At 60.3% G+C, this 22,833-nt stretch carries 25 protein-coding genes and 1 pseudogene; 15 read left to right on the forward strand and 11 right to left on the reverse strand.

What is annotated here, in order from left to right; genetic code table 11:
* Positions 1–80 precede the first annotated feature (80 nt).
* The 3 genes and pseudogenes from QMY55_RS19320 to QMY55_RS19330 all read left to right on the forward strand — a co-directional run.
* Positions 81–452, forward strand: coding sequence for a DsrE family protein (locus tag QMY55_RS19320; protein WP_275053462.1), 372 nt, complete (start codon positions 81–83; stop codon positions 450–452).
* A gap of 338 nt (positions 453–790) precedes the next feature.
* Positions 791–1,105 (forward strand): hotdog family protein, encoded by a 315-nt coding sequence (locus QMY55_RS19325; RefSeq protein ID WP_407650542.1) that lies wholly within the window; start codon positions 791–793, stop codon positions 1,103–1,105.
* 219 nt (positions 1,106–1,324) lie between these two features.
* Positions 1,325–1,645 (forward strand): annotated as a pseudogene (locus QMY55_RS19330) (SulP family inorganic anion transporter); the annotation flags it as partial.
* Positions 1,646–1,664: 19 nt separating this feature from the next.
* Here the strand turns inward: QMY55_RS19330 and QMY55_RS19335 are convergent.
* On the reverse strand, positions 1,665–2,576 hold the full coding sequence (locus QMY55_RS19335) for a LysR family transcriptional regulator (protein ID WP_283485737.1): 912 nt from the start codon (positions 2,574–2,576) through the stop codon (positions 1,665–1,667).
* A 148-nt stretch (positions 2,577–2,724) separates the two neighbouring features.
* Here QMY55_RS19335 and lysA point away from each other — a divergent pair, with 148 nt between their 5' ends.
* Complete coding sequence (gene lysA, locus QMY55_RS19340) at positions 2,725–3,972, forward strand: diaminopimelate decarboxylase (RefSeq protein ID WP_283489017.1); 1,248 nt, start codon at positions 2,725–2,727, stop codon at positions 3,970–3,972.
* Between the two features lie 253 nt (positions 3,973–4,225).
* The gene (locus QMY55_RS19345; RefSeq protein ID WP_283485738.1) at positions 4,226–5,116 is read left to right on the forward strand and encodes a DMT family transporter; all 891 of its coding nucleotides are present in this window, start codon (positions 4,226–4,228) and stop codon (positions 5,114–5,116) included.
* 105 nt (positions 5,117–5,221) lie between these two features.
* Here QMY55_RS19345 and QMY55_RS19350 read toward each other — a convergent pair whose 3' ends face one another.
* The 4 genes from QMY55_RS19350 to QMY55_RS19365 all read right to left on the reverse strand — a co-directional run bounded on the left by QMY55_RS19350 (position 5,222) and on the right by QMY55_RS19365 (position 7,806).
* Positions 5,222–6,232: an NAD(P)H-dependent glycerol-3-phosphate dehydrogenase gene (locus tag QMY55_RS19350; RefSeq protein ID WP_283485739.1), complete on the reverse strand. Its 1,011-nt coding sequence runs from the start codon at positions 6,230–6,232 to the stop codon at positions 5,222–5,224.
* A gap of 204 nt (positions 6,233–6,436) precedes the next feature.
* Positions 6,437–6,898 carry a protein-export chaperone SecB gene (secB, locus tag QMY55_RS19355; protein ID WP_003066740.1) on the reverse strand — a complete coding sequence of 154 codons (462 nt, stop codon included), beginning with the start codon at positions 6,896–6,898 and terminating at the stop codon, positions 6,437–6,439.
* A 168-nt stretch (positions 6,899–7,066) separates the two neighbouring features.
* Complete coding sequence (gene grxC / locus QMY55_RS19360) at positions 7,067–7,324, reverse strand: glutaredoxin 3 (RefSeq protein ID WP_283485740.1); 258 nt, start codon at positions 7,322–7,324, stop codon at positions 7,067–7,069.
* A 74-nt stretch (positions 7,325–7,398) separates the two neighbouring features.
* Entirely contained in the window at positions 7,399–7,806 is a 408-nt protein-coding gene (locus tag QMY55_RS19365; RefSeq protein ID WP_283485741.1) for a rhodanese-like domain-containing protein, read from the reverse strand.
* 305 nt (positions 7,807–8,111) lie between these two features.
* Between QMY55_RS19365 and gpmA the strand changes: the two genes are divergently transcribed.
* The 4 genes from gpmA to QMY55_RS19385 all read left to right on the forward strand — a co-directional run bounded on the left by gpmA (position 8,112) and on the right by QMY55_RS19385 (position 11,813).
* Positions 8,112–8,855, forward strand: a complete 744-nt coding sequence (gene gpmA / locus QMY55_RS19370) for a 2,3-diphosphoglycerate-dependent phosphoglycerate mutase (RefSeq protein ID WP_283485742.1) — start codon at positions 8,112–8,114, stop codon at positions 8,853–8,855.
* A gap of 113 nt (positions 8,856–8,968) precedes the next feature.
* Positions 8,969–10,459, forward strand: a complete 1,491-nt coding sequence (locus QMY55_RS19375) for a S41 family peptidase (RefSeq protein ID WP_283485743.1) — start codon at positions 8,969–8,971, stop codon at positions 10,457–10,459.
* A 92-nt stretch (positions 10,460–10,551) separates the two neighbouring features.
* Complete coding sequence (locus QMY55_RS19380; RefSeq protein ID WP_283485744.1) at positions 10,552–11,304, forward strand: HesA/MoeB/ThiF family protein; 753 nt, start codon at positions 10,552–10,554, stop codon at positions 11,302–11,304.
* 128 nt (positions 11,305–11,432) lie between these two features.
* Positions 11,433–11,813 carry a response regulator gene (locus QMY55_RS19385; RefSeq protein ID WP_283485745.1) on the forward strand — a complete coding sequence of 127 codons (381 nt, stop codon included), beginning with the start codon at positions 11,433–11,435 and terminating at the stop codon, positions 11,811–11,813.
* A gap of 50 nt (positions 11,814–11,863) precedes the next feature.
* On the opposite strand, the gene QMY55_RS19390 is transcribed toward QMY55_RS19385, so the two are convergent.
* Positions 11,864–12,496, reverse strand: a complete 633-nt coding sequence (locus QMY55_RS19390) for a response regulator (RefSeq protein WP_283485746.1) — start codon at positions 12,494–12,496, stop codon at positions 11,864–11,866.
* A 133-nt stretch (positions 12,497–12,629) separates the two neighbouring features.
* On the opposite strand from QMY55_RS19390, the gene QMY55_RS19395 reads away from it, so the two are divergent.
* From QMY55_RS19395 to QMY55_RS19415, 5 genes are all read left to right on the forward strand, one after another.
* Positions 12,630–13,982 (forward strand): sensor histidine kinase, encoded by a 1,353-nt coding sequence (locus QMY55_RS19395; protein WP_283485747.1) that lies wholly within the window; start codon positions 12,630–12,632, stop codon positions 13,980–13,982.
* Positions 13,983–14,149: 167 nt separating this feature from the next.
* Entirely contained in the window at positions 14,150–14,311 is a 162-nt protein-coding gene (locus tag QMY55_RS19400; protein WP_283485748.1) for a DUF1328 domain-containing protein, read from the forward strand.
* A 163-nt stretch (positions 14,312–14,474) separates the two neighbouring features.
* Positions 14,475–14,999: a hypothetical protein gene (locus tag QMY55_RS19405; RefSeq protein ID WP_283485749.1), complete on the forward strand. Its 525-nt coding sequence runs from the start codon at positions 14,475–14,477 to the stop codon at positions 14,997–14,999.
* A 159-nt stretch (positions 15,000–15,158) separates the two neighbouring features.
* Entirely contained in the window at positions 15,159–15,479 is a 321-nt protein-coding gene (locus QMY55_RS19410; protein ID WP_283485750.1) for a BON domain-containing protein, read from the forward strand.
* Between the two features lie 119 nt (positions 15,480–15,598).
* Positions 15,599–16,672 (forward strand): zinc-binding metallopeptidase family protein, encoded by a 1,074-nt coding sequence (locus QMY55_RS19415; RefSeq protein WP_283485751.1) that lies wholly within the window; start codon positions 15,599–15,601, stop codon positions 16,670–16,672.
* Between the two features lie 36 nt (positions 16,673–16,708).
* Here the strand turns inward: QMY55_RS19415 and coaD are convergent, their stop codons facing one another.
* From coaD to QMY55_RS19435, 4 genes are all read right to left on the reverse strand, one after another.
* Entirely contained in the window at positions 16,709–17,203 is a 495-nt protein-coding gene (gene coaD, locus QMY55_RS19420; RefSeq protein ID WP_283485752.1) for a pantetheine-phosphate adenylyltransferase, read from the reverse strand.
* A 159-nt stretch (positions 17,204–17,362) separates the two neighbouring features.
* Positions 17,363–18,061, reverse strand: coding sequence for a 16S rRNA (guanine(966)-N(2))-methyltransferase RsmD (gene rsmD, locus QMY55_RS19425; RefSeq protein ID WP_283485753.1), 699 nt, complete (start codon positions 18,059–18,061; stop codon positions 17,363–17,365).
* On the reverse strand, positions 18,058–19,410 hold the full coding sequence (locus QMY55_RS19430; protein ID WP_283485754.1) for a M16 family metallopeptidase: 1,353 nt from the start codon (positions 19,408–19,410) through the stop codon (positions 18,058–18,060). The genes rsmD and QMY55_RS19430 overlap by 4 nt, the downstream gene beginning before the upstream one ends.
* A gap of 175 nt (positions 19,411–19,585) precedes the next feature.
* Positions 19,586–21,016, reverse strand: a complete 1,431-nt coding sequence (locus tag QMY55_RS19435; RefSeq protein WP_407650711.1) for a M16 family metallopeptidase — start codon at positions 21,014–21,016, stop codon at positions 19,586–19,588.
* A 64-nt stretch (positions 21,017–21,080) separates the two neighbouring features.
* Between QMY55_RS19435 and ftsY the strand changes: the two genes are divergently transcribed.
* Complete coding sequence (gene ftsY / locus QMY55_RS19440; RefSeq protein ID WP_283485756.1) at positions 21,081–22,247, forward strand: signal recognition particle-docking protein FtsY; 1,167 nt, start codon at positions 21,081–21,083, stop codon at positions 22,245–22,247.
* A gap of 180 nt (positions 22,248–22,427) precedes the next feature.
* Here ftsY and cutA read toward each other — a convergent pair whose 3' ends face one another.
* Positions 22,428–22,787, reverse strand: coding sequence for a divalent cation tolerance protein CutA (gene cutA / locus QMY55_RS19445; RefSeq protein ID WP_283485757.1), 360 nt, complete (start codon positions 22,785–22,787; stop codon positions 22,428–22,430).
* Positions 22,788–22,833 lie beyond the last annotated feature (46 nt).

Below are 22,833 nucleotides of genomic sequence, written 5' to 3' on the forward strand. Positions count from 1 at the left end.
TCTCACTGATCTAACCCATCTGGCGCCCTTGTCCTGTGCGGGGCGTCTTCCGTAAACCTCTCATACGAAAGATCTCAGCTATGCAAACCACTGATTTCGTTGCTACCGTCTTCGACGGCAAAAGCAACCCCAACAAGGTGACCGTCACCTTCACCATGGCGCTCAACGCTCTGCTTAAGGGACACACTGCGACCATCATCCTCATGGTGGAAGCCGTTGAACTGGGCAAGCCGGGTGCAGCCACCGGCATGGACATCGGCAAGCCCTTCGAGCCCGTTGCCAGCCTGCTGGACAAGTTCCTGGAAAAGGGCGGGCGGATCGCAATCTGCGGCGCGTGCATGATCCATAACGGCATGACGGCGGAACAGATGGACCCACGCTTCAGTGTCATCACAGCACCGGACGTGATTGAACTGCTGATGGGGGCCAAGGGGTCTTTGCAGGTCACCTGAGTAGCTGCAGAAAGTCGTGGCCAACGGCGTTCTCACAGCAGAACAAAAAGCGACTGGCGCAGCATCGACGCTTGATCGACTGCCGGTTGCGAACGGCGGCACGAAGACTGACAACTTTTGCTTTCATGGAATCCCACCGCGCTTTGACAGGCTGTTGACCAATGTTCCCACCGTGCATATCCATGCTGTTTCACGCCTCAGTGCGCCAGGCATACACAATCCCCAGACTCCTATGTGGCTCCTGGCTCGGGTGCAATGCCTCTTTGCCCTCAGCCTGAATTCGCTCTAAATCCGCGTCAGGAATACGTTTTCGCCAGATTGGCCAGAACAAAAATAGCTTGACAGCGGACATTTTTCAAGGCCTGGCTGCCAGCGGCTGGCATACGGCATCCATCAGCATGCGGCTGGTGACCGAAAGCATTCCGCTGGCCGATGGCGTGATTGGCGGCGGCATGGAAGAGCTGGCCTGGCCCCAACCCACGCGACCCGGCGATGTGCTGCATGTGGAGTCGGAGATTGTGGAAATCATCCCCTCCCAATCCAAGCCCAACCGCGCCATGGTGCGTGTGCTCAGCCACACCAAGAACCAGCGCGGAGAGGTATTGCAGCGGTTCCGGCCCAAGATGGTCTGCTTCAAGAAACCTGCAGCCTGAGCTTTCCAAGCCTTCTGCGCGTCAGCTTCCGTGCAATCGTTCGGAAGGCATTGGCACGTTGCTCCGAGATGAAATAGCCCGACAATAGTCGCGCAGTGCGTACCATCCGGACCGCAATATATCCACTTCACATCTTGCGGGCCGTCTGTCCGCATCATGAATTTCTCTTCCCGACCGAGTCGGCTGCGCAATGAATGGGCTCCCAGCGTTCCACGCGAACTGCTGATTGGCGTCATGCAGATCATCTTCGGCCTGTGCCGCATGGGCATGCTGATCCGCTTTGTCTCCAGCTCGGTGCGCACCGGCTTTGTGAATGCGCTGGCCGTACCGATCTTCTCTGCCCAGTTGCCCCACGTGTGGAGTGCCCGGCTGCGCATCATCGCCCGGCCTGCGCTGACCATTGCCATGGTGGGCTTACAGGAATCGGTGCTGACCGCGGCCGTGATCGACGATATGGCGGGCACGCCCGGCACCCAAAACCACGAATGCACGGGCCTTGACCTGAGCAATATGGCTGCCAGCGTCTTTGGAGGTATTGCGGACCCGGCAGTATCTGCAATCAGGCAGCCTGGGCCAGAAACCGGCTTTGCTGTTGCAGCGCATCTACCAGCCATTGCACGGCCATATCCGTTGGCCGGTGCAGCGGCAGCAGCAGATGAACCTGGAACGGGACAGAAAAAGCCAGCGGCCGCACCACCAGTTGCAGACCGGCGCAGGCCCTGGCCGTCAGCGGATTGACGATGGCCACGCCCAGGCCATGCTGCACCATGGCGCAGACCGCCACCGCGCTATGGGTCTCCAGCTGCAGGCTGCGCTGCACACCGGCTGCGGCAAACACGGCATCGATCTGCTGCCGATAAGGGTCGTCACGCGCCAGGCTGATGAAGGGCTGGCCCGCAAAGTCCTCGGCCCGCAGCACCGGCCTGGCAGCCAGCGGGTGGTTCGCGGGCAGCACGGCCACCTCGTCCATGGCCGGCAGCGGCAGGCTGCGCGTGCCGGGCGGCGCATCGGCCTGCTCGGTCAGGCCCAGGTCAAAGCGCTGGGCGGCCATCCATTCCTGCAGCAGCGGCCCTTCCTGCGTGGTCACGCTGACGGCTACCGGCCCATGCTCGGCATAGAGCCGTGCCAGCGCCCCGGGCAGCAGCGCATGGCTGAGCGCCGGCAGGCACAGCGCGCTGATATGCGCGCCCTGGGGGCGGCCCAGCTCCTGCGCACGGTCAATCACCCGCTCCAGGCCATGCCAACTGCGCCGCACCTCGTCCCACAGCAGCAGAGCACGCGCATTGGCGCGCAAGCGGCCCTGCACACGCTCGAACAATGCATAGCCCAGCAGTTGCTCCATGCGCGCCAGCTCGCGGCTGACCGTGGGCTGCGAGGTATAGAGCAAGGCGGCTGCCCCCGTCACGCTGCCCGCCGTCATCACGGCACGGAAGACCTCGATATGGCGATGGGTGATGCGACTTTCATTCATGCCTTCAAGCATATCGAAAATGAATTGACTTCACACATCTAAGCATTGGACTGAATGAAGAGAGATGGGCACCATGCAAGGCAATGTGAGCGAAATGCGGCTGAAGTGCATAGCCAGCCTGCGCTGACAGCTATGAAAGTTCATGACCATGTCCAATCCCTTCACTCCCGCTCAACTCTGGAACCTGGCCGATGCATACGGCACACCGCTGTGGGTCTATGACGCCGCCACCATCCGCGAGCGCATTGCCCAGCTCAAGGCTTTCGACACCGTGCGCTTTGCCCAGAAGGCCTGCTCCAACATCCACATCCTCAAGCTGATGCGCGAGCAGGGCGTGAAGGTGGATGCGGTCTCGCGCGGCGAAGTCCTGCGCGCGCTGGCGGCGGGCTTCACGCCCGGTTTCGGCGAGCCCGCCGACATCGTCTTCACCGCCGATGTGATGGACGAAGCGACACTGGCCACCGTGGTCGAGCACAAGGTGCCTGTGAACGCGGGCTCCATCGACATGCTGCACCAGCTGGCTGCCGTGTCGAAGGGCCACCATGTGTGGCTGCGCATCAACCCTGGCTTCGGCCACGGCCACAGCAACAAGACCAATACCGGCGGCGAGCACAGCAAGCACGGCATCTGGCACAGCGAACTGGAAGATGCGCTGACCGCCATCAAGACCGGCGGCCTGGTGCTGGCCGGCCTGCACATGCACATCGGCTCGGGCGTGGATTACGGCCATCTGCAGGAAGTCTGCGGCGCCATGGTCAAGCTGGTCGAGCGCACCAAGGCCGCGGGCGTGGACCTGCATGCGATTTCGGCCGGCGGCGGCCTGTCCATCCCCTATCGTGCTGGCGATGCCACCATCGACACCAACCACTACCACGGCCTGTGGGATGCGGCGCGCAAGCAGGCCGAAGGCATCGTCGGCCACAGCCTGGGCCTGGAACTCGAACCCGGCCGCTTCCTGGTGGCCGAGTCCGGCGTGCTGCTGGGCACCGTGCGCGCCACCAAGAACGCGGGCAGCAACCACTTCGTGCTGGTCGACACCGGTTTCAACGAACTGATGCGCCCCAGCATGTATGGCAGCTACCACGGCATGGAAGTGCTGCGCCGCGACGGCCAGAGCCTGCCCGCGCAGGACAGCGTGGTCGCAGGCCCCTTGTGCGAATCGGGCGATGTGTTCACCCAGGGCGATGGCGGCGTGGTGCTGCCCCGCAGTCTGGCCGGTGCCAGCGTAGGCGATCTGCTGGTGATTCACGACACAGGCGCCTATGGCAGCTCCATGTCCAGCAACTACAACACCCGCCCGCTGGCCGCCGAAGTGCTGGTCGATGGCGACAAAGTGCAGCTGATTCGCCGCCGCCAGACCGTGGAAGAGCTGCTGGCGCTGGAGATTGGTTTGTAACTCCCCCTGAGCCGCTACGCGGCTTCCCCCTCTCTCTACGCGCTGCGCGCTAAGGGAGGGGGACGACAGCATCGCTGGGGCAGCCCTAGCTGCGGGGCGGCCCTTGCTTGCTGTCTCTCTCTTGCGCCACGCTTCATGATTGAGTTCACGCCATGAATTCAATAGCAGCTAACGCTTAGTCATCAGGGACTTCAGGCCAAAATCACCTGAAATCTTTTCTCTCGGCACCGCGCAGTGCCCGGTAAGTTCTTCCATGCCACAGCACTCCGCCGCCTCAACCCATCGCCATACGCTGACGGGCATTGGCTTTACGGTGCTGGCCTGCGCCTGCTTTTCGGTGCTCGATACCGGCTCCAAATATGCGGGTGCGCTGCTGCCCCTGCTGATGGCGCTGTGGCTGCGCTATGTGCTGCAGTCGGTGCTGACCGTGGGCTTTGGCGTGGCGCGGCACGGGCTGGATATTTTTCGCACGCAGCGTCCGGGCTTTCAATTTCTGCGCGCCATTCTGTTTTGCCTGAGCAATGCTTTTGCCATGCTCAGCCTGCGCTATCTGCCACTGGCGGAGTTCACGGCCATCGTGGCGCTGACGCCGCTGGCCCTGACCTTGCTGGCCGCGCTCTGGCTGGGCCAGCATGTCAGCCCGCTGCGCTGGGTGCTGGTGGCGCTGGGCTTTGCGGGCACGCTGGTCATCATCCGGCCCGGTGGGGGCCAGTTCAGCGGCTGGGCCCTGGTCTGGCCGGCGCTGCAGCTGCTAGCCAACACCGCCTATCAAATTCTGAGCAGCCGCATGGCGGGCAAGGAGCGCCCGCTGACCACGCAGATCTATACCAGCCTGCTGGCGCTGAGCCTGAGCTGCATGGCCCTGCCCTGGGTCTGGCAGTTGCCGGACAGCGCCGCGCTCTGGCTGGCCGCGATTGCCATGGGCGCAGGCAGCGCCGTGGGACATCTGATGCTGCTCAAGGCCTATGAAAAGGCCGAGCCCGCCACCATCACGCCTTTTCTCTACAGCCAGATTCCCTGCGCGCTGCTGGCAGGCTGGCTGGTCTATGGCCATATCCCCGATCAATGGGCCGTGCTGGGCATGGTCGTCATTGCGCTATGCGGGGCAGCCAGCGCCTGGCTGAGCGTGCGTGAAGGCCGCTAAGCCAGCAGGTATCAAAACCAATAGCTGCTATCGCTGACCTTTCTTTGGTTTCAGATGAAAAATCATCTAAAACCTATAGATAAAAAGCGCCAGCAGCTATGTTTTTTACTCACCGCGCGGATCGCGCGCCATCAGATGCTGCACGGCCTCGGTGACTGGCAGTTGACCGTCGAGCAAGGCGACCACGGTCTCGGTAATCGGCATCTCCACGCCAACCTGGCGTGCCCGCGCGAGCACGGTGCGGGCGCTATACACGCCCTCGGCCACATGGCCCAGCGATGTCACAGCCTGCTCCAGCGTCTTGCCTTCGGCCAGCAGCAGACCGACCTTGCGATTGCGCGACAGATCGCCGGTGGCGGTCAGCACCAGATCGCCAAGGCCGGACAGGCCCATGAAAGTCTCGACGCGCGCGCCCAGGGCCACGCCCAGACGCGTCATCTCGGCCAGGCCGCGCGTGACCAGCGCCGCGCGAGCATTGAGCCCCAGGCTCAGTCCGTCGCACAGGCCCGTGGCAATGGCCAGCACATTCTTGACGGCGCCGCCCACTTCCACGCCCACGATGTCCTCGTTGGCATAGACACGCATGGCCTCGCCATGAAAGGCACTGACCAGCAACTCGCTGACATCCTTGTGCGCACTGGCGGCCACCAGAGCCGTGGGCTGCTGGCGCGCGACTTCGGCCGCAAAGCTGGGGCCGCTGAGCGCGCCGCTTCTGAGCTGGGGCGCAACCTGCTGGCAGACCTCATGCGCCATCAGGCCATGGCTGCCTGCCGGAGCATCGGCGGCCACGGCCTCGAAGCCCTTGCACAGCCAGACCACGGGGGAGCGGCAGTCCTGCAGCCTGATCAGCCACTGACGCAGCGCCGCCATGGGCGTGCCCAGCACGATGAGGTCGGCCTCCTGCACCTGCGCCATCACATCGCCGCTGACCACCTGCAGCGCATCGGGAAAGGCAATGCCCGCCAGATAACGGCTATTGGCACGCTCCGCCTGCATCTGCCGCGCCTGCGCCTCGTCCCGCGCCCAGAGGCGTACGCTGCGCTTGTCCGGATGAGTGGCCGCGCTGATGGCCATGGCCGTACCCCAGGCACCAGCGCCGATGACAAGAATGTTCATATGAATAGTCACGACTTACGCAAATCAGGCTCAATCAAGAAATTTTCCCCATGGGAACGCTCCTTGTGCATTCTTGTTTGCGTAAGTCCTAATAGTGATAGCAGTTTGCGCACAGCCCATAAGCAAAAGAGGCCTCTAGGGCCTCTTTTTTTGTGCCTGAGCCCCGATTCTTGCACAGCGCAGGAATCAGTCCTCATCCACGGCTTACTGGGGCAGCTGGCCTTCTGCCTGGGCGGCAGCCGCCGCCTGTTGCTGCTCGTACATGGCCTGGAAGTTGATTTCGGCCAGATGCACGGGAGGGAAGCCGGCGCGAGTCACCACGTCGGCCACGTTGCCGCGCAGGTAGGGGTAGATGATCTGGGGGCAGGCAATGCCGATCACGCCGCCCATCTGATCTTCGGGCACGTTGCGGATTTCGAAGATACCGGCTTGCTTGGCTTCGACCAGGAACACGGTCTTGTCCTGGATCTTGGTCTGCACGGTGGCAGTCACGGCCACTTCGTACACGCCTTCAGCCACGGGAGTGGCTTCCACACCCAGCTGAATGTCCACGCTGGGCTGCTCTTGCTCGAGCAGGATGGCGGGGGAGTTGGGCTGCTCCAGGGACAGATCCTTCAGGTAAACGCGCTGGATCTGGAACACGGGGCTGTTGTCTTGTTCGGCCATGATGAACGGGGTCTTTCAGAAAAATCTTGGGGAACACAAAAATGCCTGCGTCGAGGAAGTCTTGACTATCCTCACAGCAGGCATTTCCATGAAATAGCGCTTTGCATTATGCAGTGCCTGCCGGGCAGCGGCTTTTTAGCAAGTGCTGCAAACAGGGTTTGAGCAGACTCAGCCTTGCAGCAGAGGCAGCAGACCGCCCTTGGCATCGAGTGCCATCAGATCATCGCAGCCGCCCACATGGGTTTCACCGATGAAAATCTGGGGCACGGTACGGCGGCCGGTGGTCTGCATCATGTGCTCACGCGCAGCGAGGTCGAAATCAATGCGCACCTCTTCAATGTTCTCCACGCCCTTGGACTGAAGAATCTGCTTGGCACGAATGCAATATGGGCAGACGGCGGTGGTGTACATCTTTACGGCTTGCATGGGCAACTTTCCTTGATCTCTAGCACGGCGCGGCTGATCGCTGCGCCCGTCAAAACACACAGCTGGGGGCTGAATCAGGCTTTTTCAACCGGCAGGCCTGCATCACGCCAGGCCTTCATGCCGCCAGCCAGAGCCTGGGCCTTCTCGTAACCCAGCTTCTTGGCGGTGGCCTCGGCACGCACGGCACGGGCGCCCGATGCGCAGACCAGCACCACGGGCAGCTGCTTGTTCTTCACGGTCGTGGGCAGCTTGTCTTCCAGCTGGCTCAAAGGCAGGTTCTTCGCGCCATTGACATGGCCTGCGGCGAATTCCTCGGGTTCGCAGACATCGATCACCACGGCTTTTTCGCGGTTGATCAGGTGCACGGCAGCCGCAGCTGACAGGGAGCCACCCGAGGCACCACGCAGGGCCGGCAGCAGCAGCATCACGCCCGACGCAGCGGCAATCAGGATCAAATACCAGTTATCGATGATGAATTTCACGTCATTCCTTGGGATGGCAAACCTGTCGATTTTAGAGGCCATGCCGCGGCTTGACCCGCCCGGGTGATGACAGCCCTTGACCGGCATGCAGGTGACCGCAGACAAGCAATGACAATCACGAAAGTGGGCGCTCTCTTTCATGGCAAGCGCAATTCCTGCCAAGATCAACAGGAATAGCCGCCAGGTTGCTCAAATTCATAGCAAGCTTTCCTTGCCATGTGCTTGGACAAAGGCCAACCTCTAGAATACGCACACTTTTGACTTCGCGTCATTACTGCTTTGCTACTTTGAGAAGATAAGAATCCATGTACAAGCTCGTTCTGATTCGCCACGGTGAATCCACCTGGAACCTTGAAAACCGTTTTACCGGCTGGACCGATGTGGATCTGACGGCCACCGGCGTCGAGCAGGCCAGAAAGGCCGGCCAACTGCTCAAGGCAGAAGGCTATGACTTCGATGTGGCCTACACCAGCATGCTCAAGCGTGCCATCCGGACCCTGTGGCATGTGCAGGACGAGATGGACCGCACCTGGCTGCCCGTGGTGCATAGCTGGCGCCTCAACGAACGTCATTACGGCGGCCTGCAAGGCCTGAACAAGGCCGACATGGCCAAGCAGTACGGTGACGCCCAGGTCCTGCAATGGCGCCGCAGCTACGATGTGCCGCCACCCGCCCTGGAAGCCGCAGACCCCCGCAGCGAACGCGGCGATCTGCGCTATGCCAAGCTGCAGCCCGAGCAGATTCCGCTGACCGAGTGCCTCAAGGACACGGTCGAGCGCGTCGTGCCCTTCTGGAACGAGTCCATCGCCCCCGCCATCAAGGCCGGCAAGCGCGTGGTGGTTGCCGCCCACGGCAATTCCATCCGCGCCCTGATCAAGTATCTGGACAATATCGCCGACGACAAGATCGTGGGCGTGAACGTGCCCAACGGCATTCCTCTGGTCTATGAGCTGGATGCCGATCTCAAGCCCATCCGCCACTACTACCTGGGCGACGCCGAAGCCGCAGCCAAGGCTGCAGCGGCAGTCGCGGCCCAGGGCAAGGCCTGAGACCTCTTCACCGCCCGGTTCAGCCTGAACCGGGCTGACACGGCAAAAGGCCTATGGAACCTCATAGGCCTTCTGTCGTCCAAGGTGTATATTGCGAAGGCTTAAGGGGTGTTATGGGTCAAAAAATCAAAATTGCAGGTTGGATTTCTGTGGGCGTGCTGGCCGGTGCGCTGACCACGGTGTCGCTACAGACATTGGCCCGTGGGGGTATGACACCTCTGCCGCTTGAAGAGATCCAGCAACTTTCTGCTGTCTTCGGTCTGATCAAGACCGATTATGTGGAACCTGTCAGCGACAAAAAGCTGATCACGGATGCCATCTCCGGCATGGTCTCCAGCCTGGACCCCCACTCCCAGTACTTCGACAAGAAGAGCTACAAGGAATTCAAGGAAGGCACTTCCGGGAAGTTCGTCGGCGTAGGCATCGAGATCACCATGGAAGATGGTCTGATCAAGATCGTTTCGCCCATCGAAGGCTCCCCCGCTTTCCGCGCCGGTCTGAAGACTGGCGATCTGATCACCAAGATCGATGACACGGCCGTCAAGGGACTGAGTCTCAACGACGCGGTCAAGCGCATGCGTGGCGAGCCCAATACCAAGGTGCGCCTGAACATCCTGCGCAAGGACGAAAGCCGCAGCTTCCCCGTCACCATCACACGTGAAGAGATCAAGACCCAGTCGGTCAAGGGCAAGGTGATCGAGCCCGGCTATGCCTGGATTCGCCTGAGCCAGTTCCAGGAACGCACCGTGGACGACTTTGTTCGCAAGGTCGAGGAAATCTACAAGCAGGATCCCAAGCTCAAGGGACTGGTGTTGGATCTGCGCAATGATCCCGGCGGCCTGCTGGATGCGGCCGTGGCCATTTCTGCAGCCTTCCTGCCACCCGATGTGACCGTGGTCTCCACCAACGGCCAGCTGGCCGAAAGCAAGTCCACATACAAGGCATCCCCCGAGTTCTACGCCCAGCGCGGCTCTGGCGACCCCCTGCAGCGTCTGCCTGCAGCCCTCAAGAAGCTGCCTCTGGTCGTGCTGGTCAACGAGGGCTCTGCTTCTGCCAGTGAAATCGTGGCCGGTGCGCTACAAGACCACAAACGCGCCACCATCATGGGCAGCCAGTCGTTTGGCAAGGGTTCGGTGCAAACCGTACGCCCTCTTGGCCCTGACACCGCTCTCAAGCTGACCACGGCCCGCTACTACACCCCCAGCGGCAAGTCCATCCAGGCCAAGGGCATTGTTCCCGACCTGATGGTCGATGAAACCGCAGAAGGCAATCTGTACGCAGCTCTGGGTATGCGCGAAGCAGACTTGGAAAAGCACCTGTCCAGTGGACAGGGCACCGAGGTCAAGAACGAGGCATTGGAAAAGGCCCGTGAAGAAGCCCGCAAGCGCCTGGAAGAAGAAGCCAAGAAGCCGATCTCCGAGCGCCGCCTGCCTGAATTTGGCACAGACAAGGACTTCCAGCTTCAGCAGGCGCTCAATCAACTCAAGGGCCAGCCTGTGAAAATCAGCAAGACCCTGACCGAGCGCAAAACCGAGGAAAAGTCCGAAGATTCTGCAGGCTCCGACAAGAAGTCCGATGACAAAAAGCCGACGGACAAAAAATAGCCCGAAAAGAGCAATCCATAAGCAAGGGAACGCCCCTTCATCCAATCAGCCGGGCTTGCCCGGCTTTTTCTTGGAACCCTGAAAGCCAATCGATGAATGACGATCAACTGCTGCGCTACTCCCGCCACATCATGCTCGACGAGATTGGCATCGAAGGGCAGGAACGCATCCTCGCCGCACATGCGCTGATCATCGGTGCCGGTGGACTGGGCTCCCCGGCTGCACTGTATCTGGGCTCAGCCGGTATTGGCACGATGACGCTGGTCGATCACGATACCGTGGACATGACCAATCTGCAGCGCCAGATTGCCCATACAACCGCCCGCATCGGCACACCCAAGGTGGAGTCCATTCGCCAGGCGGTGCACGCCATCAACCCCGAAGTCCAGATTCGGTGCATAGCAGAGCAAGCTACGGATGCCCTGCTCGATCAGCTGGTTCCCCAGGCCACCATCGTACTGGACTGCACCGACAACTACCGCACGCGCCAGCTCATCAATGCCGCTTGCGTGCGCCATGGAGTGCCTTTGGTGGAAGGAGCCGCCATCCGGCTGGATGGGCAGCTCATGGTCATTGATCCCCGGGATCCCCAGAGCCCCTGCTACGCCTGTATCTTCCCGCCAGAAGCCGAGTTTGAGGAGGTCCAATGTTCAACCATGGGCGTCTTCGCACCTCTCGTTGGCCTGATTGGGACTCAACAAGCAGCAGAAGCCCTCAAGCTGGTTACCGGTTTCGGCCAAAGCTCTGTCGGACGACTTCAAATGCTGGATGCCCGCTCCATGGATTGGAGTACGATGCACACAACACGCAATTCCGACTGCCCAGTCTGCAAAGAAAAAAACTGAATTCTGTGCAACCGGCAGCAATTACGTAGAGACACTGACTCGCGTTGCCGGGCCTCGATGTAACAATGTTTCAGAAGCATTTAACAATGTTGCGATAAGCGTTACCGCCAGAATCCGATGGAACCGACGTGAAACTGCGTACCTACTTTGTTGAAGACAATCCCACAATCCGCGAGAACCTGATCGCAACCTTGGCCGAGCTGGCCGATGTGGAAGCTGTCGGCACTGCGGATACGGAATTGGATGCCACACACTGGCTGACGCAAAATGCAGATGCCTGGGATCTGGTTGTGGTCGATCTTTTTTTGCGTCAGGGCAGCGGCCTGGGCGTAGTCAATGCCTTGCAGGCACGATCCAAAAATCAAAAGCTGCTGGTGTTGAGCAATTACGCAACCCCTGATGTGCGTGAACGCTGCCAACGCTTGAATGCCGATGCAATTTTTGACAAGTCGAATGAAATCGATGGCTTGGTCGATTTCTGCATCGATCTCAATACCAATAAGGTCTGAAGATTCACATGGCAACAAAAAAGGCTTGGAATTCCAAGCCTTTTTTGTTTTCAATCGATCAATCGATTTTTCAACGCATAGTAGGTCAGGTCACTATTCGAGGACAGACCCATTTTTTCCATCAGCCGTGTACGGTAGGTGCTCACCGTCTTGACACTTAGTGATAAGGATTTGGCGATATCACCAGCAGTCTCGCCTCGGGCGAGCTTGAGAAACACCTGAAACTCGCGCTCGGAAAGCTGTTCATGCGCCGGAATATCATCCTTGCGATTGAGCTGCTGGGCCAGCAGGTCTGCGACGGTCGGCGTCAAATAACGGCGTCCCAGGGCAACAGTGCGAATGGCTTCCGCAATTTCCTGCGGATCACATTCCTTGTTCAGATACCCGCTGGCACCCTGGCGGATCAGATTGATGGCGTAATGCTCCTCAGGGTAGCCGCTGAGTATCAAGATGCCCATATCAGGAGCTTTTGCCCTAAGCATGGCCAATGCATCAATGCCACTTTGACCGGGCATGGATAGATCCATCAGCAGAACATCGATTTCCTGTTCACGCACCAAGTCAATGGCTTCTCGACCATTGCCTGCTTCACCGACAACACGCAAATCAACATGCTCGGACAGGAACTGACGAAGTCCCGAACGCACGATTGCATGGTCATCCACGATTCCTACTTTTATCATGCATACCTCTTTTTCATAAATCTGCGCCCATCTCCCAAGCGCTTCATTCTGGGTCCCGATCTATGATGTCGATCATCAGCTGAATCACTATGCAGAATAGCAGGTAATTTATTTGTAGGTGAGGGGGGTGTAGATGCGCTGGACGAATATTCGCAAAATTGCTGTCAGTCTCACGATTGCAATCATTGCGGCCGTGCTCATGGTCAGTATTAACGAGGCTGGCTATACGCGCTCTCTTCACGCTCTTGATGCGCTCACCAAGACACAAAGCAATCGGGCAAAGATCAATGAACTGATGCAGCAGATCCTTGATGCAGAAACAGGACTGCGTGGTTATCTGCTCACAGGAGAAGAGCGCTATCTGGCCCCTTACACATCTTCTGCCGAAGCCATTAATGGAACCATGGATGAATTGCGCCGCATCTTCATCATGAACCCGGCGGAGCTTGCGACATTCACACCATTGGCCAGACAGGTGGAACGCAAAACAAGCGAAATGGATCTCAGCCTCAGGCTGTATCGCCAAGGCAACGAAGAAGCCTGGCGCTTTGTCATGTTCACCGATGTGGGCATGGAAAACATGGATGCCATTCGCAGTTACAGCAAAGTCTTGCTGGAGAGCATTGATAAACAGGCCCAGATCAATCTTTCGGATATCGAGCAGACTTTGAGCCTGTCGCGCATAGGCATTGCGACCGTGACCGCGCTCGGCATTCTGGGATTCTTCATGTATCTGCGTCAGGCCAATGCCTTGCAGCAGGCTCATCAACGCGAGCAGGAAATCCAGCGCGAAGAGCGCAATCGTCTGGAGGAAATAGTACGGGAACGCACCGCCACTCTGACGGAGCTGGCTACGCACTTGCAGCAGGTACGTGAAGATGAGAGAGCCCACCTGGCCCGCGAGCTGCACGATGAACTGGGCTCTTTGCTGACCGCAGCCAAGCTGGATGTGGCCAGGCTGAAGTCCAAGATCGACACCTCGTCACCCGAGGTGTCCGAGCGCATTACCCACCTAGTCGAAACCCTCAACAGCGGAATTGCGCTCAAACGCCGCATTATTGAAGATTTGCGTCCCTCTTCCCTCTCCAATCTGGGCCTGACCACGGCATTGGAGATTCTGACTCGCGAGTTCGGAGAACGCAGCGGTATCGATGTGGAATCCAGCCTGGAGCAGGTTGATCTGCCCGAATCCACGCAGCTCACCGTCTATAGGGTGGTGCAGGAATCGCTGACCAATATCGGCAAATACGCCAAGGCAGGTCATGTCATCGTATCCGTGCACAACTACCCGACCTATGTGGCAGTCCAGATTCAGGATGACGGCCTGGGATTCGAGCTGGCCAGCATGCGCCCCAACTCCCATGGACTGACAGGCATGAAGCACCGCGTGGAAGCGGCAGGAGGCAGATTGACCGTGGCATCCCAGCCGGGCAAGGGCACCACGATTTCGGCGGTAATACCCCTGACCACTGTCGCCGCCCTGTAACAGAATCGCCCCCCCGGCTTTCGGCTTTTCCTACAAGTCTCTCAGAGATCTGCTCCGGCGTTGCAAAGCCGCTCACTGGCAAGCATGCCGTACAGGCTTCTCTAAATTGTGACTAAAGGGCGCGACAGACCGTCTGCCGCGCAAACCAGTGCCGAGAAGGGAACCTCATGCTGCATTACGCCATTGTTTTTCTGATCATTGCCTTGATTGCTGCCATATTTGGCTTCGGAGGCATTGCTGCTGGTGCAGTGGGCATTGCCAAGATCCTGTTCTTTGTCTTCATCGTGATGGCGGTCATCACTTTTGTGATGGGGCTCATCAAGAAATAGGCCTTACAGACTTCGCACAGACAGTAACCCTGCGCATTGCTCCACGCATTGCGCAATCGAATGAGATTCGCCATGATCTGACTTCTGAGGTTTCTTGCAGAAGCTGTTCCATTCATTGCAACTGTCGCCTTGTGCGACAGTGTGTTTTCAGGGAGTTAAAACAATGAACCAACAAGATAAAAACGCCAGTACAGCAGTAGAAGACATCAAGACCGATGTCAAAAATGCCGCTGCCGATGTGGCAGACACTGCCAAGCATGCGGCTCACAAGGCAGCGGACATTGCCGGGGATGCATTCGAATCCGCCAGGGGCTCGGCAAGGAAAGTGGCCGAGACCGTCAAAGATGCAGCGGACGATGTCGCGGATACCGTCAGGTACAGCGCACGCAGTGCCCGCCGCACGGCCTCCGAAGCCATTGATCAATCCGGCCGTCACATGCGCTCGGCCGACGAAGAAGCAGACAGCCTGTTCATCGACAACCTGGCCAATCGCGCACAGGACCTTGCCGAGCGCAGCATTGACTTCTGGGCCGACAACACCTACCGCGCACGCCGCCAATTCCAGGCTACGGCCGAGGCCACAACACGCTATGTGTCCGAGCAGCCTGGCCGCTCCGTGCTGATTGCCGCTGCCACAGGTGCGGCACTGGCTACCGCGTTCTTCCTGGGTCGCTCGCGCAGGAAATAAAGACCACGACTTACGCAAATCAGGTTCAGGCAAGAGCTTGGCCTCATCCTTGAAACATCCTTGTTTGCGTAAGCTCCAAAGACGCTCCCACCCCGAAAGCGGGCGCGCCACACCGTTTACAGCGCCTCACCTTTTCAACTGTTTCCGAAGGAAAACTCGATGTCCAAAGTCATTCGCGCCATCGCCTTTGCAACTGTTACGGCAACCACCTTGCTGGCCGCAACCGGCTGCTCCGTCGCTCGCGATCAGCAGTCGGTGGGCTCTTACGTAGACGACACGGCCATCACCGCTGCCGTCAAGGCCAAGATGGCCGAAGACAAGAGCGTGTCTGCCACCGCCATCAGCGTGGAGACCCTCAAGGGCGTGGTGCAGTTGTCAGGCTTTGCCAAGTCCGAGGCGGAAAAAGCCCGTGCAGGCGAAATTGCCCGCACCACCAAGAACGTCAGCGAAGTACGCAACAGCATCGTGGTCAAGCCCTGACGGGCCATGGGGTCAGGCCGCTTGCCCTGGCTCCTTCCTACTCCTCACAAGCCAGCTTTCGAGCTGGCTTTGTTTTTCGACGACTCCACAGCGTCATGCTTCACGGCTAAAGTGCAAACATGCAAGTTTTCAACTGCGAAGCCTGCGGCCATCTGATCTATTTTGAAAGCCTGCAGTGCGTGCATTGCGGTGCAGCCCAGGCCTTTTTGCCCGACCAGTTGCGCGTGGGCATACTACCCTCTGCTCAGCCCTCGGAGGCCGGCGGCATGCCCCGCTACCGAGCCTGTGCACACCGCCACGATATCAGTCTGTGCAATTTTGCGATCGAGGCTTCCGACCCGCATACGCTGTGCGTCTCGTGCCGCCAGACGGAATGGCTGCCCGACGCAGGCAATCCGGCCAATCAGCTGCGCTGGGCCAAGATTGAAGTCGCCAAGCGCAGGCTCTATTACACGCTGGCCAAGCTGGGCCTGGAGGGGCCCAATGCCAGCACGCCCACTCATCTGCGTTTTTCATTGCTGGCGGACATTCCTGGCGCCGCGCCCATCATGACCGGCCATGCCAGCGGCATGATCACGCTCAATGTGGTGGAGGCCGATGACGACGAGCGTGCCAAACGCCGTCTGGCGCTGCATGAACCCTATCGCACCTTGATAGGCCACCTGCGCCACGAATCCGGGCATTTCTACTGGGATCAGCTGATAGCACATAGCGCATGGCTGGAGCCGTTCAGAGCGCTGTTTGGCTACGAAGGCCATGACTACAGCCAGGCACTGAAGCAGCACTACGACAAGAACCCCTTCGATACCCAATGGAGAGAGAACTTCATCAGCGCCTACGCCACCTCCCATGCCTGGGAAGACTGGGCCGAAACCTGGGCCCACTATCTGCACATGGTGGACCTGATGGAGACGGCCGCCAGCTACCACACCTGCATCACCGTGCCCGATATTCCCAATAGAGGCCCGCAATCAATCTGCAATCCGCTGGGCACAGAGCCTGTGGACTTTGAGCTGATGCAGAGCCAGTGGGTGCCGCTGACCTTGCTGCACAACAGCCTCAACCGCAGCCTGGGTCACGAGGATGCCTATCCGTTTGCCATCTCGGCTGCGGCCTGGAACAAGCTGCGCTTTGTGCACGACCTCATCCAGGCCAATCGTCAAAGATCAGCGGCGGCACCCACAAACCGCTGATTGCCAGGCCTTTTTTTGACCCGGCTTCTCGCAGTTTCAGACCGCCCTGCCCACCTTGGCCATCAGCCGCGCGTGCACGCTTTGCGAGACGAATTTGTCCACATCACCGTTGAGCGTCGCAATCTCGCGCACAAAGGTCGAGCTGATGAATTGGTAACGATCGCTGGGCGTCAGAAAGACGGTCTCCACCTCGGGCATCAGCGTGCGGTTCATGCCGGCGAGCTGGAATTCGTAGTCAAAGTCCGTGACCGCGCGCAGGCCACGCACCATGGCCTTGGCACCGCGTGCCAGCACAAAGTGCGCCAGCAGACCGTCAAAGCTTTCCACTTCGACCTGAGGGAACTTGGCGCAGGCCTCGCGCACCATGGCGATACGTTCATCGAGGCTGAACAGCGTCTTCTTGTGATGACCTGCGGCCACCGCCACGATAACCTTGCCGAACAGCTGTGACGCCCGACGCACCACATCTTCATGACCCAGAGTGATGGGGTCGAAGGTTCCGGGGTAAACGGCAATCAGGTCCTGGCTCATGGTATGTATCTCCTGCAGATCTTTCTAGAGTGGCATGCAACTGCTGCGACGCAGCATGAAAAGCATTATGCATGGATGCCCTTCGGCCGCTACTCCATGAAAAAAGAGCTGCTGACGCTCTATCTTCAAGCGTCAGCAGCTCTTATATCAGTAGCAGACTTACTGTTTCTTCAGCAGATGCGCGTGCACTGCACCGGCCTTGAGGTAGCGGTGCAGCTCCAGCCCCAGCTCCAGGCAGCGTTCCTCGGACCAGGCCTCCGGTGCCTCCAGATAGATATAGCCGCCCTCGTTGAGCGCACTCATTGCAGCTTTCACCGCAGGCTCGAACAGATCCGCCTGCTCGAACGGAGGGTCGAGCAGGATCAGATCCTGGCCCGTCACGGTCTTCAGGCAGCTCAGCGCATCGCCGCGCTGGATCTTGAGCATCCTGGCATCCAACTTTTGCTGCAGACGCTGCAGCTGCTGCACCAGGGCTGCATCCTGCTCGTTCATGATGACACTGGTGGCCCCACGCGACGCGGCTTCCAGGCCCAAAGCACCCGTGCCGCTGAAGGCATCAAGCACCTTCCAGTTGGTCAGATCCTGGCCCAGCCAGTTGAACAAGGTTTCGCGCACACGGTCTGGCGTAGGGCGCAGGCCCGGTTTCTGGGCCACGGCCAGACGCGTACGGCGCCACTGCCCGCCGATGATGCGGATCTCGCCCGCACCGGTGGCTGCCCCAGCGGCAGCAGGCTTGGCGCCGGCCCGGCCGGGCCTGGCCGCCGCCGACTCCTGCGCCTTGCGCTCGGCCTCGTGAATCATCTTGTCCAGCGCCTTGCGGCCTGCGGGGGTATGCAGCTTGATGGCACTGCGGCTCATGGTTTAGCTCCCAAAGTCACGGTCACCATGCGCTCGGGTTGCACCATGCGCTGCATGGCATCCTTCACGTCCTTGGTGGTCAGAGCCTGAACGCGGTCGGTCCAGTGCTCCAGATAGTCGAGTGGCAAGCCGTTCCAGGCAATATTGGCCACATTGCCCAGCAGCTTGCGGTTGCTGTCGATGCGCAGCGCAAAGCCGCCAATCAGGTTGTCCTTGGCCGCCTTGAGTTCCTTCTCGGTCGGGCCTTCGGCAATGAATTTGCGCAGCACATCCTGCGAGACCTTGAGTGCCTCGGCCGCCTGGTCGGGACGGGTCTGCAGACCGATCACGAAAGCACCTCGATCCAGGCCAGGCGAAAAATCGCTGGAAACACCATAGGTCAGGCCGCGCTTTTCACGCACCTCTTCCATCAGGCGCGAGGTAAAGCCTCCACCGCCCAGGATGTGGTTGCCCAGCATCACGGCCAGGAAATCGGGGCTGTTGCGGGCGATGCCGGGCTGGCCAATGATGACCTGGGCCTGAGCCGATTCGAACGGGATGTTCTCGACCTTGGCTTCCTTCAGATCCTGCACCTTGGCCACCTCGGGCAGCGGCGGGCAATCATTGCCGTTGGCGGCCTGCAGCGGGCCCAGCAGCTGCTTGACCATGGTGTCGGCCTGCTGGCGGCTCACCGCCCCCACCACGCTGACCTTGGCACGGCAGGCCGCGATCAGCTTGCGGTGAAAGTCCTGCATGGCCGAGATATCGATTTTTGCCAGGCTGTCCACCGTGGTCTGGTAGCCATAGGGCGAGCTGCCGAAGACACCGGCACGGAAAGCCTTGGAGGCCACGGTGCCGGGGCGGGTGTCGGCTTCCTTGATGGACGCCGCCCAGCGCTCGCGGTCGCGCTGCCATACGGCCTCGGGCCAGCTGGGTGTGGCCAGCTGACGCGCAGCCAGGGCCACGGCTTTTTGCAACAGATCGGGCTGTGTCAGCGAACGCAGTCCATAGGTAAAGCTGTCCCGGCCTGCGCTGGCGCCAAAGCTGGCGCCCAGATCGGCCCAGGCCTGGCCCAGTCCATTTTCATCAAGCCCAGGTGCATCACCAGCGGCCTTGATGCCCTTGGACGCCATCATGGCCACAGCGGCGGCCAGGCCAGCCTTGCCCTCAGGATCACGGCGGCTGCCCGCATCAAAGTCCAGCTGCACATCCACCATGGGAATGCCAGGACTTTGCACCAGCCAGACCTGGGCGCCGCTGGGCTGGGTCCAGTGTTCAATCGGCAGCAAAGCCCAGGCAGACTGGGTTAAAAATCCTAATCCAGCGCTTGCTACAAAAGCGCTAGCGGCTATCTTTTTCATAGTTTTCATAAGGTGTAACCTCAAGATTGCGCAGCGCCACACACTGTGCGCAATGCACAAAACTGCCGCACTTCAAGCGAAGGACAGCGAGCAAGGGCCGCCCCGCAGCAAAGCTGTCGTCTCCCTCCCTTAGCACGAAGTGCGTAGAGAGAGGAGGAAGGCGCGAAACGACTCAGGGGGTGCATCAATGTACCGATCCACCGGTATCCGCCTTGCCCGACATGGGACGGGCCTTGCTGCCCTCGGGCAAAGGCTGGGGCACCAGCGTGCCGACAGTCAGTTGGTCGTCGCCAAAATACTTGGCCGCCACAGCCTTGACGTCGTCCGAGCTGATCTTTTTCAGCTCGGCCAGCAGCTTGTCCTCTGCATCCAGCGGCATGCCCTGAATCCAGTAATTGCCCAGGTTCTGCGCCTGACCCATGACGGAATCGCGCTCATAGACGTTGGAAGCCATCCACTGCGTCTTCACACGCTCCAGCTCGTCGGTCTGCACACCTTCCTGAGCAATCTTCTGAATCTGGGCACGCAGGGCAGCTTCCACATCGGCAGCCGTCCGGCCCTTGGCGGGTACACCCGTCAGCATGAACAGACTGGGACCACGGCCCATGATGGAGGCCGAGCTGCCCGCGCTATCGGCCACGCGACCATTGGCCTGGCCTTCGCCCTGCACCAGAGCGCGCTCCAGGCGCGCGCCGTCATAGCCGTCCAGCACGGCCGACAGCACCAGCAGCGCCAGTGCATCCTTGTCGTCGGCCTGCAGCTTCTCCACATGGTTCAGCGTCGGCACGCGATAGGCCATGGCGATAAAAGCCTGCTCGGCCGGCTGCTTGACCTCGATGCGACGCACGCCGATCTGCTTGGGCTCGATCTGGGGCTTGCGCTCGGGCACGGCGCGGGCGGGAATGCTGCCGTAGTATTTTTCGGCCCAGGCACGCACCTGGGCCACGCTCACATCGCCGACCACCACCACGGCGGCATTGGCGGGCACATACCAGCGCTTGTGGAAGTCACGCACATCGGCAGGCTTCATGGAATCCAGATCGCTCATCCAGCCCACCACGGGGTGATGGTAGGGCGAGGCCATAAAGGTGGCCGCCGTCAATTGCTCCATCAGCACGGCACGTGGCTGGTCGTCGGTGCGCATGCGGCGCTCTTCCTTGATGACCTCGATTTCCTTCTTGAACTCGGCGTCGGGCCACTGGTTGTTGGCGAAGCGGTCCGACTCCAGCTTCATCACGTCCTCGAGACGGCTGGACGGAATCTGCTGGTAATAGCCGGTGTAGTCACGCCAGGTGAAGGCATTTTCCTGACCGCCCAGCGCTGCCACACGGCGCGAGAAATCACCGGGTTTGACGGTCTTGGAGCCCTTGAACATCATGTGCTCCAGCGCGTGGGCCACGCCGGTGACGCCATTGATTTCGTCCATGGAGCCCACACGTACCCAGACCATGTGCACGGCCGTGGGCGCGCGCCGGTCTGGCTGCACAATCAGCTGCATGCCGTTCTTCAGTGTGAACTGCTGCACGGCAGGCGCAGCCTCGGCAGCTTGGGCAGGCACAGGTTGGGACGATGCGCCCGGCGCAGCCAAGGCTGCCCCAGCGCTCAAACAGGCCATTAAGCCCAGTACAGGGAGTGCGCGTACATGTTTCATAGAATGATGTGATTCTAAAAACCCGCCAATGTTCAGTTTTTTCAAGAAAAAGCCCAATCCACCCGATGTGGTGGACACCACGCCCGCAGCCGAGACAGCTGCGGCGCCCGCTCCTGCTGTCCCGGCCAGGCCGGAGCCACAGGATACGCCTGCAACGCCTGCCGAAAATGGCAGCAGCTCATGGTGGCGCAAGCCTTTTGGGGGCGGTTCGGCTGCCAAGCATACCGAAAGCCAGCCAGCCACTCAGGATTTTGTAGCAGTCCCCGAGCCTACCGCAAAGCCGGAAGCGGAAAACAACCGCCAAAGCTGGATGGAGCGCCTCAAGGCCGGCCTGCGCAAGACCGGCTCCAGCATCGCCACCGTCTTCACCGGCACACAGATCAACGACGCACTTTATGAAGAGCTGGAAGATGCGCTGCTGATGGCCGACACCGGCGTCAAGGCCACCGAGCATCTGCTGGCCGACCTCAAGCGCCGCGTCAAGGAGACCAAGACCACCGAGCCCGCCGCCGTCAAGGCGCTGCTGGCCGATGCCCTGGCCGACCTGCTCCAGCCGCTGGAAAAGCCGCTGACGATTGGCGAACACCAGCCCACCGTCATCATGGTGGCCGGCGTCAACGGCGCGGGCAAGACCACGTCGATCGGCAAGCTGACCAAGCATCTGGCCGACAGCGGTCAGACCGTGCTGCTGGCCGCGGCCGACACCTTCCGCGCCGCCGCGCGCGAGCAGCTGGGCGTCTGGGCCAACCGCAACACCGTGGAGATCATCAGCCAGGAAGGCGGCGACCCCGCAGCCGTGAGCTTCGATGCCGTCTCCGCCGGCAAGGCCCGCAAGAAGGACGTGGTGCTGGTCGATACCGCAGGCCGCCTGCCCACGCAGCTGCACCTGATGGAAGAGCTCAGGAAGATCAAGCGCGTGGTGAGCAAGGCCGACGGCACGGCGCCGCACGAGGTGCTGCTGGTCATCGACGGCAACACCGGCCAGAACGCCCTGACCCAGGTGCGCGCCTTCGACGACGCACTGCAGCTGACAGGTCTGGTGGTCACCAAGCTCGACGGCACGGCCAAGGGCGGCGTGCTGGCGGCCATCGCGCAGGAGCGCCCCATTCCCGTCTATTTCATCGGCGTGGGCGAGAAGATCGAAGACCTGGAAACCTTCAGTGCCAAGGAATTTGCCCAGGCGCTGCTGTCCTGATCTGCTACTCAAGCCATAGCTGCCAGCGCTGGATTTTTCAGGAATTCAGGCGCTTTCAGCCCTAGAACCTATCAAAGGAGCGCGCAAGGCGCTCCTTTTTTATTGCCGGGCCGCCCCAAGATAAAAGCGCCGGGGCCGCCTAGGTCCTCCCGGAGGGAGAGCGTGGGATGCCATTTTTATTCAGGCCTGCAATTGCTGTTTGAGCCATTTGCCGTAATCGCTCAGGCAGAGTTCGGTACGCATGGTGATTTGCGGCACCTCGTAGCCATGCTGCTTGCGCAGGAGTCCGGTCAGCCGCGTCAGGACTTCGGGCAGGGTCTTGCAGACCAGCCGCCATTCGGGCGTGGCCTGCAGCACGCCATCCCATTCATAGTAGGAGGTGATGCTTTCCGTCTGCACGCAGGCCGCCACGCGGGCGGCAACCAGTGCACGGGCCAGATCATCGGCGTCAGCCGCATGGGCCACCGTGGTTGTCACCACGCACAGCGTGGTCCACTGGCTGTCCTGGAGAGGGTCTTTGGAGCGCATTGTGGAGATCATGGGCGATCAGTCTAGGTCAGTGCGCTCCGGAGCATCCAAGCCTTAT

Source organism: Comamonas resistens (genome assembly GCF_030064165.1).
GTDB classification, from domain to species: domain Bacteria; phylum Pseudomonadota; class Gammaproteobacteria; order Burkholderiales; family Burkholderiaceae_C; genus Comamonas; species Comamonas resistens.